At 63.6% G+C, this 15,133-nt stretch carries 15 protein-coding genes and 1 pseudogene; 4 read left to right on the top strand and 12 right to left on the bottom strand.

Features of this window, described 5'->3' with window-relative positions; all coding sequences use genetic code 11:
- Window positions 1–147: 147 nt before the first annotated feature.
- Window positions 148–555, top strand: a complete 408-nt coding sequence (locus tag ACIU1A_RS15060; RefSeq protein WP_140499869.1) for a carboxymuconolactone decarboxylase family protein — start codon at window positions 148–150, stop codon at window positions 553–555.
- Between the two features lie 11 nt (window positions 556–566).
- Here the strand turns inward: ACIU1A_RS15060 and ACIU1A_RS15055 are convergent, their stop codons facing one another.
- The 11 genes and pseudogenes from ACIU1A_RS15055 to ACIU1A_RS15005 all read right to left on the bottom strand — a co-directional run bounded on the left by ACIU1A_RS15055 (window position 567) and on the right by ACIU1A_RS15005 (window position 10,614).
- Window positions 567–1,454 (bottom strand): amidohydrolase family protein, encoded by an 888-nt coding sequence (locus tag ACIU1A_RS15055; protein ID WP_404927922.1) that lies wholly within the window; start codon window positions 1,452–1,454, stop codon window positions 567–569.
- Window positions 1,455–1,541: 87 nt separating this feature from the next.
- A pseudogene (locus tag ACIU1A_RS15050) lies at window positions 1,542–2,450 on the bottom strand (VWA domain-containing protein); the annotation flags it as partial.
- Window positions 2,451–2,631: 181 nt separating this feature from the next.
- A complete protein-coding gene (locus tag ACIU1A_RS15045; protein WP_140515853.1) occupies window positions 2,632–3,513 on the bottom strand; it encodes a MoxR family ATPase in 882 nt (293 codons plus the stop codon).
- A gap of 8 nt (window positions 3,514–3,521) precedes the next feature.
- Window positions 3,522–4,526: a xanthine dehydrogenase family protein molybdopterin-binding subunit gene (locus tag ACIU1A_RS15040; protein ID WP_140499865.1), complete on the bottom strand. Its 1,005-nt coding sequence runs from the start codon at window positions 4,524–4,526 to the stop codon at window positions 3,522–3,524.
- 1 nt (window position 4,527) lies between these two features.
- The gene (locus tag ACIU1A_RS15035; RefSeq protein WP_140557949.1) at window positions 4,528–5,895 is read right to left on the bottom strand and encodes a xanthine dehydrogenase family protein molybdopterin-binding subunit; all 1,368 of its coding nucleotides are present in this window, start codon (window positions 5,893–5,895) and stop codon (window positions 4,528–4,530) included.
- A gap of 10 nt (window positions 5,896–5,905) precedes the next feature.
- On the bottom strand, window positions 5,906–6,388 hold the full coding sequence (locus ACIU1A_RS15030) for a (2Fe-2S)-binding protein (protein ID WP_140499861.1): 483 nt from the start codon (window positions 6,386–6,388) through the stop codon (window positions 5,906–5,908).
- 52 nt (window positions 6,389–6,440) lie between these two features.
- On the bottom strand, window positions 6,441–7,235 hold the full coding sequence (locus ACIU1A_RS15025) for a xanthine dehydrogenase family protein subunit M (protein WP_140499860.1): 795 nt from the start codon (window positions 7,233–7,235) through the stop codon (window positions 6,441–6,443).
- 10 nt (window positions 7,236–7,245) lie between these two features.
- Window positions 7,246–7,689: an SRPBCC family protein gene (locus ACIU1A_RS15020; protein WP_140567548.1), complete on the bottom strand. Its 444-nt coding sequence runs from the start codon at window positions 7,687–7,689 to the stop codon at window positions 7,246–7,248.
- A 117-nt stretch (window positions 7,690–7,806) separates the two neighbouring features.
- Window positions 7,807–8,634 (bottom strand): AraC family transcriptional regulator, encoded by an 828-nt coding sequence (locus tag ACIU1A_RS15015; protein WP_140630792.1) that lies wholly within the window; start codon window positions 8,632–8,634, stop codon window positions 7,807–7,809.
- A 177-nt stretch (window positions 8,635–8,811) separates the two neighbouring features.
- The gene (locus ACIU1A_RS15010; RefSeq protein WP_404927616.1) at window positions 8,812–9,810 is read right to left on the bottom strand and encodes an ABC transporter permease; all 999 of its coding nucleotides are present in this window, start codon (window positions 9,808–9,810) and stop codon (window positions 8,812–8,814) included.
- Between the two features lie 60 nt (window positions 9,811–9,870).
- Window positions 9,871–10,614 (bottom strand): ATP-binding cassette domain-containing protein, encoded by a 744-nt coding sequence (locus tag ACIU1A_RS15005; RefSeq protein WP_140521596.1) that lies wholly within the window; start codon window positions 10,612–10,614, stop codon window positions 9,871–9,873.
- Window positions 10,615–11,070: 456 nt separating this feature from the next.
- Here ACIU1A_RS15005 and ACIU1A_RS15000 point away from each other — a divergent pair, with 456 nt between their 5' ends.
- On the top strand, window positions 11,071–12,060 hold the full coding sequence (locus ACIU1A_RS15000) for a sugar-binding protein (RefSeq protein ID WP_404927615.1): 990 nt from the start codon (window positions 11,071–11,073) through the stop codon (window positions 12,058–12,060).
- Between the two features lie 181 nt (window positions 12,061–12,241).
- Entirely contained in the window at window positions 12,242–13,024 is a 783-nt protein-coding gene (locus ACIU1A_RS14995) for a FadR/GntR family transcriptional regulator (protein ID WP_404927614.1), read from the top strand.
- A 136-nt stretch (window positions 13,025–13,160) separates the two neighbouring features.
- Here the strand turns inward: ACIU1A_RS14995 and ACIU1A_RS14990 are convergent, their stop codons facing one another.
- Window positions 13,161–14,099 (bottom strand): NAD(P)-dependent oxidoreductase, encoded by a 939-nt coding sequence (locus ACIU1A_RS14990; RefSeq protein ID WP_404927613.1) that lies wholly within the window; start codon window positions 14,097–14,099, stop codon window positions 13,161–13,163.
- A gap of 118 nt (window positions 14,100–14,217) precedes the next feature.
- On the opposite strand from ACIU1A_RS14990, the gene ACIU1A_RS14985 reads away from it, so the two are divergent.
- The gene (locus ACIU1A_RS14985) at window positions 14,218–15,114 is read left to right on the top strand and encodes an NAD-dependent epimerase/dehydratase family protein (RefSeq protein ID WP_404927921.1); all 897 of its coding nucleotides are present in this window, start codon (window positions 14,218–14,220) and stop codon (window positions 15,112–15,114) included.
- Window positions 15,115–15,133 lie beyond the last annotated feature (19 nt).

The raw sequence follows: 15,133 nt of genomic DNA, 5'->3' as shown, positions 1-15,133 counted from the left end.
CGACTCGGCCTGACTTGAATCTCGACATACCCTCGCGGTGCTGTTTGCGTCGCAAAAGGCGAATAGGCGAATGAAGTGAATGGATTGGCGGCGGCTGTTCAGCGTCCGATTCAAACGTCCGGCATTGAAAAAACGAAAGGAAACACCATGGCCACCACCAGACTCCTGAGCGATGCCGAGGTGGAGAAAATCCCGGCCTTAAAGGCGGTGTTCGACGACATCCGCGCGACGCGCAAATCCGATTTCGTCAATAATTTCTGGCGCGGGCTGGCCAATGATCCTGCGGCGCTGAAGCGTATCTGGGAACAGCTCAAGGCGGTGATGGTTGCAGACAGTGCGATCGATCCGTTGACCAAGGAGATGATCTACATCGCGGTGTCGACCGCCAATGGCTGCTCCTATTGCGTCCATTCGCACACCGCGGCGGCGCGCGCCAAGGGCATGACAGACGCACAGCATGGCGAACTGGTGTCGATCATCGGGTTGGCGGGACAGACCAACCATCTGGTGACGGCAATGCAGATCCCGGTCGATCCACAGTTCGAGGTGAAGTGAGGAAAGACGCGCTACACCGGCCTGTAAACCTTCTCCGCCGCGTTCCAGAAAATGTCGGCTTCCGCCGCCGTGCCATGCTTCTCCACCGCATCGCGGTGCGCCTTGATCAGTTCGGCGTGGCCGGTCCAGAGCTTCTCGATCGGGAAGTTCGAGCCGAACATCAGATGGTCGCTGCCAAGAATATCGATCGCATTGTCGATGATGTAGGCGATCAGCGCCGGGTCGTTGCGGTGAACGAAGGTGCCGAGGCCAGACAGCTTGGCGTAGAGATTGGGCGCCGCCGACAGTGTGCGCAGGCCGGCCTTCCAGGCTTCGGTGGTTTCCGGTTCCATGCCGGTCAGCATGCCGGCGTGGGTCAGGATGAAATTCGTCTCCGGGTTTTCGCCGACCAGCGTCAGCCCGTCCTTCATCTGGGCGGGGAAGAGCTGCAGGTCGAAGGACAGGCCGTAATCCTTCAGCCGCGCGACGTTGGCGCGGACCTTGGGGTCGATCACCTGGTCGGCCGAGGCGGCGAAGCGGAAGGCCGGGGTCTCGTGCCAGTGCAGTTGCATGCGCACGCCGCGCAGCAGCCTGTATTTCATCAACCGGTCGATCTGCGGCCTGACATCGTCCACCGTCATGTCGGCATAGCCGACGATGGCGTGCGGCCAGCCGGTCTCGTCAGCGGTCTTCTGCAGGAAGGCGACCTCCTTCTCGAAATCCTCCTTGGCCCAATTGGTCTGGACATAAACGGCTTTTTCGGCGCCCGAACCTTTTTGGTCGGCCAAAAATTCATCGATCGGATAGTCGCGGCGGATCGGTTCGTAAGGGCCGAAGATGCGCGGCACCATCGGGCCGACCAGCCATGGTTGGTCCTTCTGGCGCCAGATGTGGAAATGCGCGTCGATGGCTTTCTGCATCACGATACCCTTTTTCCAGATGGTCGCGGCCGCCGGGGCGGGGCGTGCGAGCGACAGGATGAAATCGGTGAGGCCGGCCAGCGACGAGCCGTCGACCAGATCGTCGAGGTCGGGCAGGATGGCGCGCAGCGCCGCTGTCGCCGGCTGGAAGCGCGGATCGCCGGCCAGCGGGGTCGCCAGCGACAGCCGGAAGGCGCGGGCGCTAAGCCTGCGCATGGCAATCTCCAGTTCGGCATGGTCGCCGCGCTCCAGCGCGTCGGAGAGAATGACGACCGCGGCGCCGCGCGTGAACGACGAAAAGCGCGGCACCGAGAGGAATGCCAGCAGGGTCGGTCCCATGCGGGTGCCGCCATCCCAATCGTCGACCTGGGCCGCCGCACGCGCCAGCGCCTGATCGCGGTCGCGGATGCGCAATGCCGAGGTGATGCGGGTGAGCCGCGTGCCGAAGGTAAAGATCTCGGCGCGGTCCGCGCCCTGCACGGCGGCATGCGCCAGCTTGAGATAGTCGGCGGTGTGCAGCTTCATCGAGCCGGAGACATCGATCAAGAGCAGCAGTTTGCGCGGCACGGTCTGGCGGCGGCGCAGCAGCGGCGAGGGGACATCGCCATCTGCGCCGACGATTTCCCTGAGCGAGCGGCGCAGGTCGAGCTTGCCGCGCGAATGGGTACGCACGGTGCGGAAGGAACGTCGGGCGGGCAGGGCCGATGACAGCTTTCGGCGAAACGCGGTCAGACTGTCGTCGTCGCGCTGGAAGTCGCGCGAGCTCAACTGCTCCAGGGCGGAAGACAACTCGCCGCCTTGCTGTTTCTGCTCGGCCTCGATCCGTTCGTCGTCGGCACCGCCATCATCCTTGATGCGCGTTTCCTCGTCTGCATCGCCTTCGATCACAGCTGACGCGTTGCCATAGAAATGGCTCTGGAAATGCGCTTCGAATTCGTCGCGGCGGTCAGGCGGCGGCGCTAGTGTGGCCAGGGCCGCCTCACGGATGTCCGCCATTGAGCGCGGCCCCAGCAGGGTCATGGCCTGCATGAAGCGGGAGACTTGTTCCGGGGCAATAGCGAAGCCGTAGCGGCGCAGCAGGCGAGCGAAGCTGAGCAAGGGCGTTGCGGCGCGGGGGAGATGTCCGGCAGGACAGAGGGGGCGCTGCCCCGCCCGCGTTGCTGAATGACGTCGCGGCTCACGCCAGCACCTCGTCGACGATCCGGCCGAGCTCGGGCGCGATGTAGGACAGATCCTCCTCGTCCTTGATCAGCACGCCGATGGCGCGGCGGAAGGCTTCCGGCCATGGACTGCCGCCTTTTTCGAGAATGGTCGCGGCATTGGCCCATTCGACCGCCTCGGCGATGCCGGGCGGCTTGGCGAGTGGACGCGCGCGGATGGTCTGCACGGCTGTGGCCACCGCGCGTGCCGTTGCCTCTGCGACATCGCCGGCGCGCAGCATGATGATGGCCGCCTCACGCTCGGCATCGGGATAGCCGATCCAGTGATAGACGCAACGCCGCCGGAGCGCTTCGGCGAGTTCGCGGGTGCGGTTGGAGGTCAGGATGACGATCGGCTGTGCGGTGGCGCGGATGGTGCCGCGCTCGGGAATGCTGATCTGGAAGTCGGAAAGAAACTCCAACAGCAGCGCCTCGAATTCGTGGTCGGAACGGTCGATCTCGTCGACCAGCAGGATGCGCTGCTCCGGCGCCTTCAGGACCTGCAGCAGCGGGCGGGCGATCAGAAAGCGGTCGTCGTAGATATCGACTTCTTGCTCGCCGGCATGGCGGATGGCGAGCAGCTGGCGCTGGTAGTTCCACTCATAGAGCGCATGCGCGGCGTCTATGCCTTCATAGCATTGCAACCGCACCAGATCGCGGCCGAGCAGCCCGGCGATTGCCTTGGCCGCTTCCGTCTTGCCGACGCCCGGAGCGCCTTCGAGCAGCAGCGGCTTGCCCAGCCGGATCGCCAGGAAGATGGCCGTCGCCAGGCTTTCATCAGCCAGATAATGCGAGGCAGCGAGGCGCTCGGCGACCGCTTCTGGCGAAGTCGCGACCGTTTCGGCGTTTACCTCGGGCATGTCGGTCCTCAGGTCGTCGCTTGCGCCTTGAGCGCACGCAAAATGCGTTCCGGCGTGATCGGTAGCGTGTCGATGCGCACGCCGACAGCGTCGAAAACGGCATTGGCGACCGCCGGAATCTGTGGATTGGCGCACATTTCGCCGGGCCCCTTGGCGCCGTAAGGACCATCTGCCGAGGGCCGCTCCAGCACGATGACCTCGGTTTCGGCCAGATCGCCGGGACCTGGCATCAGATACTGATTGAAGTCGGTGCCGCCGTGGTCACGGCTGGGATAATAGGGCTCGGTCGTTTCGTAGAGCGCGTGGCTGATGCCCATCCAGGAGCCGCCGACCAGCTGCTGCTCGACCATTTTGGGGTTCAGCGCACGGCCGATCTCGAAGACGTTCTTCACCGCCAGCACCGTCACCTCGCCGGTCTCGTCGTCGACCTCGACCTCCGCCACGGTGCAGGCATGCGCGTAGCAGGTCGACGGCTTCATCGCGCCGGTCTCCTTCTCCGGATAGGAGCGCGGGATGAGAAACATGCCGCGTCCCGAGATCGAGCGGCCGCGCTTGAAATGCGCCGAAAGCGCGACGTCGAAGATCGAGATCGATTTCTGCGGCGCGCCTTTCACCAGGATGTTGCCCTGGCCGTCGGTCTCGAGGTCGGAGGCGTTCACCTCCAATTCCTCCGCCGCCACTTCCAGCATCACCTGGCGGGCTTCCCTCGCCGCCTGGATGACGGCGTTGCCGGCGCGGTGCGTGCCGCGCGAGGCGAAAGTGCCCATGCAGTGCGGGCCGGTGTCGGTATCGGCGGTGTCGACGACGACGCGGTCGGTCGGCACGCCGATTGTCTCGGCGCAGATCTGCGCCATGATCTGCTTCATGCCCTGGCCGAGATCGACCGATGATAGGGTCACCATGAAATTGCCGGTTGGGGTCGAATGCACCAGCGCCTGGGTGGGATCGCCGCCAAGGTTCATGCCCGTGGGATAGTTAATCGCGGCGACGCCGCGTCCACGCCTGATCGCCATCTCAAGCTCCCTTCACGTAGGAGGACATTGCCATGTATTTCTCAGCCACGGGCCAGTTGGCCGCGCGCGAGGCCTCCTGCATGCACTCTATGAGGGCCGCCCCTTCGGTCGGCTGGCGATGCGCCTTCATATCGCCGTCGCGATAGGCGTTGATGAAGCGGAATTCGAGCGGATCCATGCCGATCAGCCGCGCCAGCTTGTCCATCTGCACCTCCAGCGCGAAGTCACCGATGGTGACGCCGAAGCCGCGCATGGCGGAGGAGGGGGTGCGGTTGGTGTAGACGCAGTACGTGTCGATCCAGACATTGGGGATGGTGTAGGGGCCGGGATAGTGCCCCGCGCCCTTCTGGGCGCCATAGGGCGAATGGCGGGAGTAGGCGCCGGCGTCGGTGTAGCCGGTGACTTTGCGCGCGACGATGCGGCCGTCCTTCATCACGCCGTCCTTGATGACGACCTTTTCGGCCGCGCGAGGTGACGAGATCTGCATCTCCTCCTCGCGGCTGTAGGTAAAACAGACCGGTCGCCCTGTTAGCTTGGCGCCGAGGATCGCGATCGGTTCGACGATGACATCGACCTTGCCGCCAAAGCCGCCGCCGACCGTGCCGCCGACGAAATGCAGCTTGCTGCCCGGCATCTGCAAAATGATCGACGTGTTGTCGAGGGTGAAGAACATCGCCTGCGTGTTGGTATAGCAGGTGAAGCGGTCATTGCCCTCCGGTGCCACGATACAGCCGGTGGTCTCGGTCGGCGCATGCTCTATCGGCGAGGACTGGTAGCTTTGTTCGAGGACGTAGTCGGCCTCGGCAAACCCCGCCTCGACATCGCCGAAGCGCACCTTGCGGCACTCGCCGCTGTCATAGAGATAGTAGTTCTGGCCGTGATACTCGTTGACGAGGGGCGCGCCGGGCTTCAGCGCTTCCTCCATGTCGAAGACGGCCGGCAGCACCTCGTAGTCGACCTTGACCTTGGCCGCGGCTTCCTGGGCGGCGCGCTCCGTCTCGGCCAGCACCGCCACCACGGCCTCGCCCTTCCAGCGCACCTTGCCGTCGGCCAGAACCGCCTCGTCCTCCGGCCCGATCTGGATCAGGATCAGGATGGTGTAGACATTGTGCGGGACGTCCCTGGCGGTGAGAATTTTCACCACGCCCGGATGTTTTTCGGCTTCGGACGTATCGATCGATCGGATGCGGGCATGATGGTGCGGGCTGCGCACCATCTTCAGATGCAGCATGCCGGGAAAGTTGCGGTCGGCGAAATAGGCGGTTTTGCCGGTGACATGGCCGGGCGAATCCGAGCGGGGCCTCGGCTGGCCGATCTCGTTGAGGTCATCCTTGCGGACGTCCGAAAAATAGCTTTTGCGCAGTTCCATCTTGCTTCCCTCAGGCCGCGTTCTGCGAGTTGGCGCGAGCGGCGGTGAGCACCGCCTGGATGATAGGCTCGTAGCCTGTACAGCGGCATATGTTGCCCGACAGCGCTTCGACGACATCGTCGCGGCTGGGATCGGGCGTGTGGTCGAGCAACACCTTGGCCGCCATGAGCATGCCCGGCGTGCAGAAGCCGCATTGGGTGGCGAAGGCGTCGAGAAAGGCGCGCTGCAGCGGATGCAGGACGCCGCCTTCGGCAAGACCCGATGTGGTGGTGATGGCAGCGCCGTTGCAGGTTTCGGCGAGCGTCAGACAGGACAGCCGGAGCTCACCGTCGACGATCACCGAGCAGGCGCCACAGGTGCCTTGATGGCAGCCGCCCTTCGGCGAAGTGTCGCCGATCTTGTCGCGCAAGGCGTTGAGCAGCGTGGTGCCGCTTTCGACGAATTCGGCCTTCTCAGAACCGTTGAGCGTGAACTGGACGGGAACCTTTGCCATTCTTCCTCCTTGCGCGCCTGTCCCGCAGGGCAAGCGCGCGCCCCGAATGTGACTAGCTGAGCAGCAGCCGACCGAGATGAACCGGCAGCACTTGCGCGCGATACCAGGCGCTGGCGATCGGGTCGGTGATTGGTGCGGTGCCGTCGCCCGCGGCGGCCAGTGCCGAAGCGATGCCGTCCGCGTCCAGTGTCCTGCCGAGCAGCGCTTTTTCGGCTGTCTTGGCTCGCATCGGCCGGTCGGCCATACAACCGAGCGCGATGCGCGCCGAGGATATCGTGCCGTCGCCGGCTTGTTCCAGGATAGCGGCGATACTGAGCACCGAGACGCCCTTGGGCTTTACCCGCGAGACCTTCACGAATCGAAAGCTTCCCTGCGCCGGCCGCGTGAAGCTGACCGAGGTGACGATCGCGCGGCTCCCGCCCCGCTTGGCCAGAAACGCTTCCATCGGCATTTCGCCGTCATTGGTGCTCACCATGGCGTCCAGCGCCAGCAGGGCGACTGCGAAATCGCCATAGGGGCTTGGCGCAAACAGATTGCCGCCGACGGTCGCCATGTTGCGGATCGCCGGACCGCCAACGGCACGCGCGGCCTTGGCAAGCTGGCCGAGCTCGGGATGGCGGGCGATCGCCGCCATGGTCACCGAAGCGCCGATGCGGATCGTGCCGCCGGAGACCGTGATGACCGACAAGGCCGGGTCGGTCGACCTGACAAGGCCGGAGACCGAAACGTCGCCCTCATTGGCGGCGCGCAAGACGAGCGTGCCACCGCCGAGATAGCGCGTGCCGGCGGCTTTCAGCGCCGCGCTGGCGTCTTTCACCGTTGCAAAACTCTGCAATGCCAGCGCCATGGCCCGCTCCTCAACCCTGGCCGGTGAAATGGCTCTTCAGGGCGTTGAAGCCGCCCTGGAAGACATTGGCGCCCATGCCCTCGGCCAGCTTGTCGGCTTCTTCGGGTGCTGCGTCGAAGCTGGCGGTCCATTCGGCATAGGTGCGGTCGCCGTCGGTGACGCGCCGCAATTGCAGCGTAGCCCTGTGGTTGGTGAGCGGCTGCGGCGTTTCCAGGATCGAATAGCTGACGAGGAAATTCTCATCGGAGAAATCGAGCAGCTTTTCGCGCAGCCGCGCGCCGCTGGCCAGCTGGAAGTTGCGCACGCAGCCGATCGTGGTGGCGTCCTTGCCGTCCTCGATATGGCTTTCGACCATGCGCGGATGCCAATTCGGCAGTCCGTTGAAGTCGCGGATGCGCGCCCAGACCTTTTCGACCGGCGCGTCGATGACGGTGGAGATGGTGACATCAGCCATATGCTCTTTCCCCTGCAAACGTTCTGCTTGGGACGGTAGGCCGATCGTGGTCGCGGTGCTTATCAATGCGTCTTGGGCACGTATCAATCAGTCTGAAAATAGCCGCTTTCCGGCCCGTCAGGACACTGCTCGCGCCGCTTCGCGATAGAGCGTCGGCGGCACGCCGACATGGTCGCGGAAGAAACGCGAGAAATTGCCCTGGGTGGTGAAGCCGAGATTGCAGGCGACCGATATCAGCGGCTCATGCGACCACTGGAGCTGGCGCACCGCTTCCTCCATGCGCAGCGTGTTCCAGTAGACGTTGGGCGTCAAACTGGTCTGTTCCTTGAACAGGGCGAAGAAATGCGGCCGCGACAGGCCGACGCTGCGCGCCACGTCATCGAAGGAGATACGCTCGCAGACATTGGCTTTCATCAGCTGGATCGCCTTGCGGACGCGGAAATCCTGCATGGTGTTCACGCGGCCGCGCGGCTCCTGCGGAGCTGAAGCGTCGGCGGCATCGAGCACCGAGTCGATGAAGCGCTCGATCTCGTAATTGGCGACATCGTCGATGCTCTCATTGTCGGTCAGATGATCGAGCAGGCCGGCAGCAGCCTGGTGCAGCCAGGGTTCGAGCGTGATTGCCGCCTGCGCGAAAAGCGGCGCGGACGAGGGCAGGTCACGGCGCCGCCGTGCCCAGTCCGGGTCGATGTAAAAGGCGAGGAACAGGCCTGGGGTGCCGTCGTGCGACAGCACATGGCTATGCGGCTGCAGCGAGTTGATGCCGGCAGCCGTGCCAGGTCCAAGCAGGACCGTCTCACGGCCGATGGTCATCTCGCCGGCGGTGCCTTCCAGCCAGATGATGAGATGTGCCTCGACATGGGCATGGGTGACGAAGTCGCTCGCGACATTCAGGACAGAAACATGTCCGAACCGGCCCCAGTAGAGCCTGATCGCTTCCGTCATGGGTATATCCTCCCGCAGGCGACTGGCCTCCCTTCGCCTGCTTGGGGATTGTGCGGCCGGTTTTCCGTATCCGTCAAGGCATAGCCGCACGCCCGGTATTCGCGGCAGGCCGCTTCAGCCGATTTTCAGACTGAGCGATAGGACCGAAATGAACGCCGCTTCGGCGAAGACAGGCTTTTAGTCGCTTCGCCTGAAGTTGCGGATGCGGTCGAACAGCACCGCCAGCAGGATGGCGCCGCCGATGAAGGTGCCCTGCCAGAAGGCGTTAATACCGAGCAGGCCGAGGCTGTTGCGGATCACCTCGATGAGGGCGGCACCTACGATGGCCCCAAAAGCGGTGCCGACGCCGCCGGCGAGATTGGCGCCGCCGATGACGGTGGCGGCGATGACCTGCAGCTCCATGCCGTTGCCGAGATTGGTGGTGACGGCGCCCAGCCAGCCGGTCTGGATGATGCCGGCTATTCCCGCCGACAGCGCCGAGATCATGTAGACGGCGACCTTGATCTGGCGCACCGGAACGCCGGTCAGCGTCGCCGCATGCTCGTTGCCGCCAATGGCGAAGATGTGCCGGCCGAACTTGGTCCAGCGCAGGACGAAGCCGGTGATCAGCGTCAAAAGGATCATGTAGAGCACCGGATTGGCGATCCCGAACAGCCAGGCGCCGCCGCCCAGCGCCAGCAGCTTGTCGTGATCGGGCCCGAACTGGAAGACGACGGTGTTGTTGGAGGCGACCATGGCGAGGCTGCGGGCGATCGACAGCATGCCGAGCGTCACCACGAAGGGCGGAAAGCCGAGATAGGCGATCAGAATGCCGTTGAAGCCGCCGATGACGAGTGCGGTGACGATCGAAGCCAGGATGCCGACTTCGATCGAAAACCCGGCATGCATGGTAACGGCCAGCACCATCGAGCACAGGCACAGCACCGAACCGACCGAGAGGTCGATGCCGCCGGTGATGATGACGAAGGTCATGCCCAGCGCGACAATGGCGACGAAGGTGACGTTGCGGGTGATGTTGAAGAGGTTCTTCGGGGTGGCGAAGGCATCCGTGACAAAGGACAGGAAGATACAGGCGAGGATGACGGCGATCACCACCCAGAACGTCTGGCTGGAGAGCAGCCGCGACAGAAAACTGTGCTGTTTCTGCGCGATCGTCTGATCAAGGGTGACTGCCATTATCGACCTTTCCTGCCGGGAGCGAAACGCGCCAGCGCAATGAAATCCGGTTTGCCGCTCTCACGCCACCTGCTCGATGGCGCCGGTGATCAGCCCTGTCACTTCCTCGGGCGAACTCGAGGCGATCGCCTTGTCGGCGACTTTCCTGCCGCGCCGCATGACGATGACGCGGTCGGCGACGTCGAAAACGTCGGGCATGCGGTGGCTGATCAGCACCACGGCGATGCCCTGGTCGCGCAAATGGCGAATCAGGTTGAGGACCTCCGCCACCTGGCGGACCGAAATCGCCGCTGTCGGCTCGTCCATCAGCACGATCTTGGCCTGTGACAGCATGGTGCGGGCGATCGCCACCGCCTGGCGCTGACCGCCGGACATCTGCTTGACGAGGTCGCGCGGGCGCGTCTCGGATTTGAGCTCGGCGAATATCTGGCCGGCGCGCTTGTACATGGCGGCATAGTCGAGGATACGGAAGGGCCCGACGCCGCGGCGCAGTTCGCGGCCGAGATAGACATTGGCCGCCGCCGTCAAATTATTGCACAGCGCCAGATCCTGGTGGACGATCTCGATGCCGTGCTGGCGGGCCTCGACCGGCTTGTGCAGGATCAGATCCTTGCCGTCCATCTGCATGGTGCCGTGGCTCGGGCGGAAATTGCCGGCGATCATCTTGACCAGCGTCGACTTGCCGGCGCCGTTGTCACCCATCAGGCCGACGACCTGGCCGGGCTCGATCGACAGCGACACGTCGTTCACCGCCTGGATGGCGCCGAAATGCTTTGAGATGTTGGTGAGTTCGAGAACCGCCACCAGCCTTTTGCCTCCCATGTCTGGCCGTCTGTCCCGGAAGGGGCGACGGCTTCGGTTCGCTCCCCCAGCTCCTCCCGGAAGCAGCGACGCGGTCATTTACGCAAATGCCTGCGCGGGCGTCAATTGTCTGATGAATAAGATTTGGGCAATTGTCAGACGAATGAGATCCCCGCTTTTCGGGAAAAATCCGTTTTGTAGGACAAATAGCAATTGACGTTGGCGGCAAGCCGTTATTAGTTGAGCGTCGGAGGAAGATATGCCGGCTTTGACGACGTCGTTTGGCGGCGCAACCGGTAGAGGATTATCGACCGTGCCGGCATCGTTGCCGGGCTGGTCGCATCTGAAAATGCTTATCGGCCTGGCCTGACGGCACGAGCGCTTGCTTCTGTCATCTCGCATTCGGCCGATCTGTGTGGCGGGCACGCCGTGTCCGTCTGTTTCCAAGGGAGGACTGACATGAGGAAAACAGTTTTGCTCGCCGCCGTCGCCGCCATGGCGTTGGGCGCCGGGCCGGCTTTGGCCAAGAAGCAGCTCGTCATCGTGGTGAAAGGTCTCGACAATCCGTTCTTCGAGGCGATCCACCAGGGCTGCGAGAAATGGAACAAGGAAAACGCCAGCTCGGAATATGAGTGCTTCTACACCGGTCCGGCATCGACTTCCGACGAGGCCGGCGAGGCGCAGATCGTGCAGGATATGCTGAGCAAGCCGGACACGGTGGCGATGGCGATTTCGCCGTCCAACGCGCCGCTGATCGCGCAAACGATCAAAAGCGCCAACCCGTCGATCCCGATCATGACCGTCGATGCCGACCTTGCCAAGGAAGACGCAGCACTTCGCAAGACCTATCTCGGCACCGACAACTATCTGATGGGCAAGAAGATCGGCGAATACATAAAGAAGGCCAAGCCGAATGGCGGCACGATCTGCACCATCGAGGGCAATCCGGCGGCCGACAACATTCTTCGCCGCGCGCAAGGCATGCGTGACGCGCTGTCGGGCAAGGAAGGACTTGCAGCCCTTGCCGGCGAAGGCGGCTGGACGGAAGTGGCGGGCTGTCCGGTGTTCACCAATGACGACGGCGCCAAGGGCGTCCAGGCGATGACCGACATCCTTGCCGCCAACCCCAAGCTCGATGCGTTCGGCATCATGGGCGGCTGGCCGCTGTTCGGCGCGCCGCAGCCCTATCGCGATCTGGTTGGACCGCTGAAGGACAAGCTGGCCAGCAACGACTTCGTCATCGGTGCCGCCGACACGATCGGCGACGAGGTGGCGATCGCGCGGGATGGCCTTGTCACCGCGCTGGTCGGCCAGCGGCCGTTCGAGATGGGCTACAAGGCGCCGTCCGTGATGATCGACCTGGTCGAAGGCAAGAAGGTCGACGATCCGGTGTTCACCGGCCTCGACGAATGCACCAAGGATACGGTCGACACCTGCATCCAGAAGTAGGCGTCTCGATCGGGGCGCTCGTCAACGGGCGCCCCGCCACCTCTGCTGACGAACAGGGACACGCATTTCAGGGGCAGCGGCTCCGGCTTTGGCGCGCCCGTGGTTCGAATTTTCGGCAATGGCATCGGCGCACCCGACAGTTCCTGACCGGAACAGGTACGGCCGACGCATTGGAACGTGGATGCCGGACGAAAAGTCAAACAAGCGAGCCATTCGGAACAAGGCACAGGCCGGCCGCCGTCCGGCCGCCATGCGCCGGCCCGATGCGGCGCACTTTCCCGGTGCCAGCGTGCACGCCTCGCTGGCCAGCGAGATCGGGCTCAGGATCGTGCGCGGCGACTATCCGCCAGGCACCATCCTGCCCAACGAAGCCCAATGGTCGCAAACGTTCAACGTCAGCCGCTCGGCGGTGCGCGAGGCGATCAAGATGCTGATGGCCAAAAGCCTGCTCGCTTCGCGCCCCAAGATCGGCAGCTGGGTCGAACCGAAGGAGCGCTGGAACCTGCTCGACCGCGACGTGCTCGCCTGGTACGCGACCGCGCCGGACCGTGAGGTGTTCCTGCGGACGGTACAGGAGTTCCGCCATATCATCGAGCCGGAAGCGAGCGCCTTTGCCGCGGTGCGGCGGACCGACGAGCAGATGGCCGAGATCAGCCAGGCCTGCCGCGAGATGGGCGAGGCGGCAAGCCTTCAGGAGCGCATCCGGGCCGACACGCGCTTTCATCTCGCCATCCTGCGGGCCTCCGGCAACGACCTGCTGGTGCCGCTCGGCGTGCTCATCGAGTCGGCGCTCGACCATCTCTTCGTCTTCACGACTCAGCAGGTCGGCGACCAACGGCGGGCCCAGAGGCTGCACGAGGCGATCGAGAAGAATATTCGTTTGCAGCGCCCCTCAGCGGCGCGCAACGCCGTGCACAAGCTACTCGCCGATACCGATGAAGGGATCGGAAGAGGGCGAGGGTGATCGACGCTCGCGCTTGGTGATCACCTTTCTATGGACGATGCGTAGCCTTCTGCGGCCTTTCGCAGGCTCCCGGCGTTCGAAGCTCGAAAAGCCAAGCTATTGGCTTTTCATCCGGTGCGCGGACCGCTTCTCACCCTTAAATCGTCTGTTTCTTTCCATCTTTCATCGGCATCAGATCGACACCGTTGACCTTGCCGATATGGGTGGCCAGCATCGGCACGTACTGCTCGGCCGGTCCGGTGGCGTGTGCTCCGGCGAAAGCGTTCTTGGTGGCGTTGCCGAGGGGGTTGGCGATGCCGGCAGAACCCGCCATCGATTCGAGGTAGGTCAAGTCCTTGAGGGCGTTGGCAATAGTGAATTTGTGGGCGTCGCGGTCGCCCTCCAACGTCCAGCGCATGAAGGTCTGGTAGAAGCCGCAATCCATGCGGCCGTTGCGGATGACGCTGTCGAAGCGCTGCGGCGAGATGCCGACCTTCTCGGCCAAGGCCAATGCCTCGGAATAGATCGCCGCATAGCCCAGCGAGACGAAATTGTTGAGCAATTTCATGCGGTGGCCGTCGCCGGTGTCGCCGATATGGACGATACGGCCGGCCCAGGTTTCGATCACCGGTTTGACCCTGGCAAAGACGGCGTCGGGTGCGCCGACCATGGCGTCGAGCGTGCCTTCCCAAGCCTCCTTCGGCGTGCGGCTGAGCGGTGCATCGACATAGTTGACGCCGAGCGCCTTGAGTTCGGCGGCCAGCGCAGCGGTCGAGACCGGGTCGGAGGTCGAGCAGTCGACGACTACCGAGCCTTTTCTCAATCCTTCCTTGAGACCGCCGGGGCCTCGAATGATGGCTTCGACCTCACGCGAACCGGTGACGCAGATGAAGACGATCGTCGATGCCGCCGCCACGTCGCGGGAGGTCGAGGCTTCGTGGGCGCCGCGATTAGCCATATCCTCCGCCGGCTTGCGATTCTTGCGGCCGAGGAAGGTCAGGTGATAGCCTTTATCGACGATGTTCTTGGCGATGCCATGACCCATCAGGCCAAGGCCGATGAAGCCGATCTTCTCGCTCGCGGCGGTCGTGTTCATGCTGTCTGTCCTGTGTTGCGATTATCGATAATGTCGCCGCTCTTTTAGCCGCAAGCGGTTGCAGAAAGCAATATTGTCTGACAATACACATAATTCCTGAGCTTTCGTGGAGACCAGAATAATGAAGCGGATCATGTTCACCGGCGGCAGCGGCAAGGCTGGGCGCCACGTCGTGCAATATCTGGTGGAGCAGGGCTGCCAGGTGCTCAACATCGACACCAAGCCGCTCGACAATCCCAAGGTGCGCACGCTGATCACCGACATCACCGACAGCGGGCAGGTGTTCAACGCGCTGTCGAGCTATGCGGGTTTGCATGAATTCGACCCGTCGCTGCGCCCCCAGCCCGTCGACGCCGTGGTGCATTTCGCCGCGATCCCGCGCATCATGATCACGCCCGACAACGAAGTGTTCCGCATCAACGCGCTCGGTACCTACAATGTCATCGAGGCGGCGGTGAAGCTCGGCATCCGCAAGGTGATAATCGCCTCCAGCGAGACCACCTACGGGCTGGTCTTCGCCAACGAGCCGCGCACGCCGAAATATTTCCCGCTCGACGAAGAATACGACGTCGATCCGATGGACAGCTATGCCCTTTCCAAGGTGGTCAACGAGAAGACGGCACGGGCCTTTGCGCAGCGCGACGGTGCCGACATCTATGCATTGCGCATCGGCAACGTCATCGAACCGCACGAATACTCCCTGTTTCCGAAATGGTTCGCCGATCCCGGTTTCCGCAAGCGCATCGCCTGGAGCTATGTCGATGCGCGCGACCTCGGCCAGATCACGCTGCGCGCCATCGAGAAGGATGGGCTCGGCTACCAGGTGTTCAACGCTGCCAATGACGACACGTCGTCGGACCTGCCGACCGCGGAACTGCTGAAGCGCTTCTATCCCGGTGTGCCGGTCACGGGTGAGCTCGGCGAATTCGAGACGCTGCTGTCCAATCGCAAGGCGCGCGACATGTTGGGCTTTCGGCCGGAACACAGCTGGCGCAAATACGTGAGGATCTCTTGAAAACAGGCCCCGCCGGGGT

This window comes from Mesorhizobium maamorense, assembly GCF_044998965.1.
In the GTDB taxonomy this organism is placed as follows: Bacteria; Pseudomonadota; Alphaproteobacteria; order Rhizobiales; family Rhizobiaceae; genus Mesorhizobium.
This window is presented reverse-complemented; position numbering and strand designations above follow the sequence as displayed.

Excerpts from the sequence above, each read along its gene's own strand:
- ACIU1A_RS15035 (WP_140557949.1), bottom strand. The coding sequence starts at position 5,895 with ATGGAACTGCGCAAAAGCTATTTTTCGGACGTCCGCAAGGATGACCTC.
- ACIU1A_RS15055 (WP_404927922.1), bottom strand. The coding sequence starts at position 1,454 with ATGCAGAAAGCCATCGACGCGCATTTCCACATCTGGCGCCAGAAGGAC.
- ACIU1A_RS14995 (WP_404927614.1), top strand. The coding sequence starts at position 12,242 with ATGCCGGACGAAAAGTCAAACAAGCGAGCCATTCGGAACAAGGCACAG.
- ACIU1A_RS15025 (WP_140499860.1), bottom strand. The coding sequence starts at position 7,235 with ATGGCGCTGGCATTGCAGAGTTTTGCAACGGTGAAAGACGCCAGCGCG.
- ACIU1A_RS15010 (WP_404927616.1), bottom strand. The coding sequence starts at position 9,810 with ATGGCAGTCACCCTTGATCAGACGATCGCGCAGAAACAGCACAGTTTT.
- ACIU1A_RS15015 (WP_140630792.1), bottom strand. The coding sequence starts at position 8,634 with ATGACGGAAGCGATCAGGCTCTACTGGGGCCGGTTCGGACATGTTTCT.
- ACIU1A_RS14990 (WP_404927613.1), bottom strand. The coding sequence starts at position 14,099 with ATGAACACGACCGCCGCGAGCGAGAAGATCGGCTTCATCGGCCTTGGC.
- ACIU1A_RS15030 (WP_140499861.1), bottom strand. The coding sequence starts at position 6,388 with ATGGCAAAGGTTCCCGTCCAGTTCACGCTCAACGGTTCTGAGAAGGCC.
- ACIU1A_RS15040 (WP_140499865.1), bottom strand. The coding sequence starts at position 4,526 with ATGGCGATCAGGCGTGGACGCGGCGTCGCCGCGATTAACTATCCCACG.
- ACIU1A_RS15045 (WP_140515853.1), bottom strand. The coding sequence starts at position 3,513 with ATGCCCGAGGTAAACGCCGAAACGGTCGCGACTTCGCCAGAAGCGGTC.
- ACIU1A_RS15020 (WP_140567548.1), bottom strand. The coding sequence starts at position 7,689 with ATGGCTGATGTCACCATCTCCACCGTCATCGACGCGCCGGTCGAAAAG.
- ACIU1A_RS15000 (WP_404927615.1), top strand. The coding sequence starts at position 11,071 with ATGAGGAAAACAGTTTTGCTCGCCGCCGTCGCCGCCATGGCGTTGGGC.
- ACIU1A_RS15060 (WP_140499869.1), top strand. The coding sequence starts at position 148 with ATGGCCACCACCAGACTCCTGAGCGATGCCGAGGTGGAGAAAATCCCG.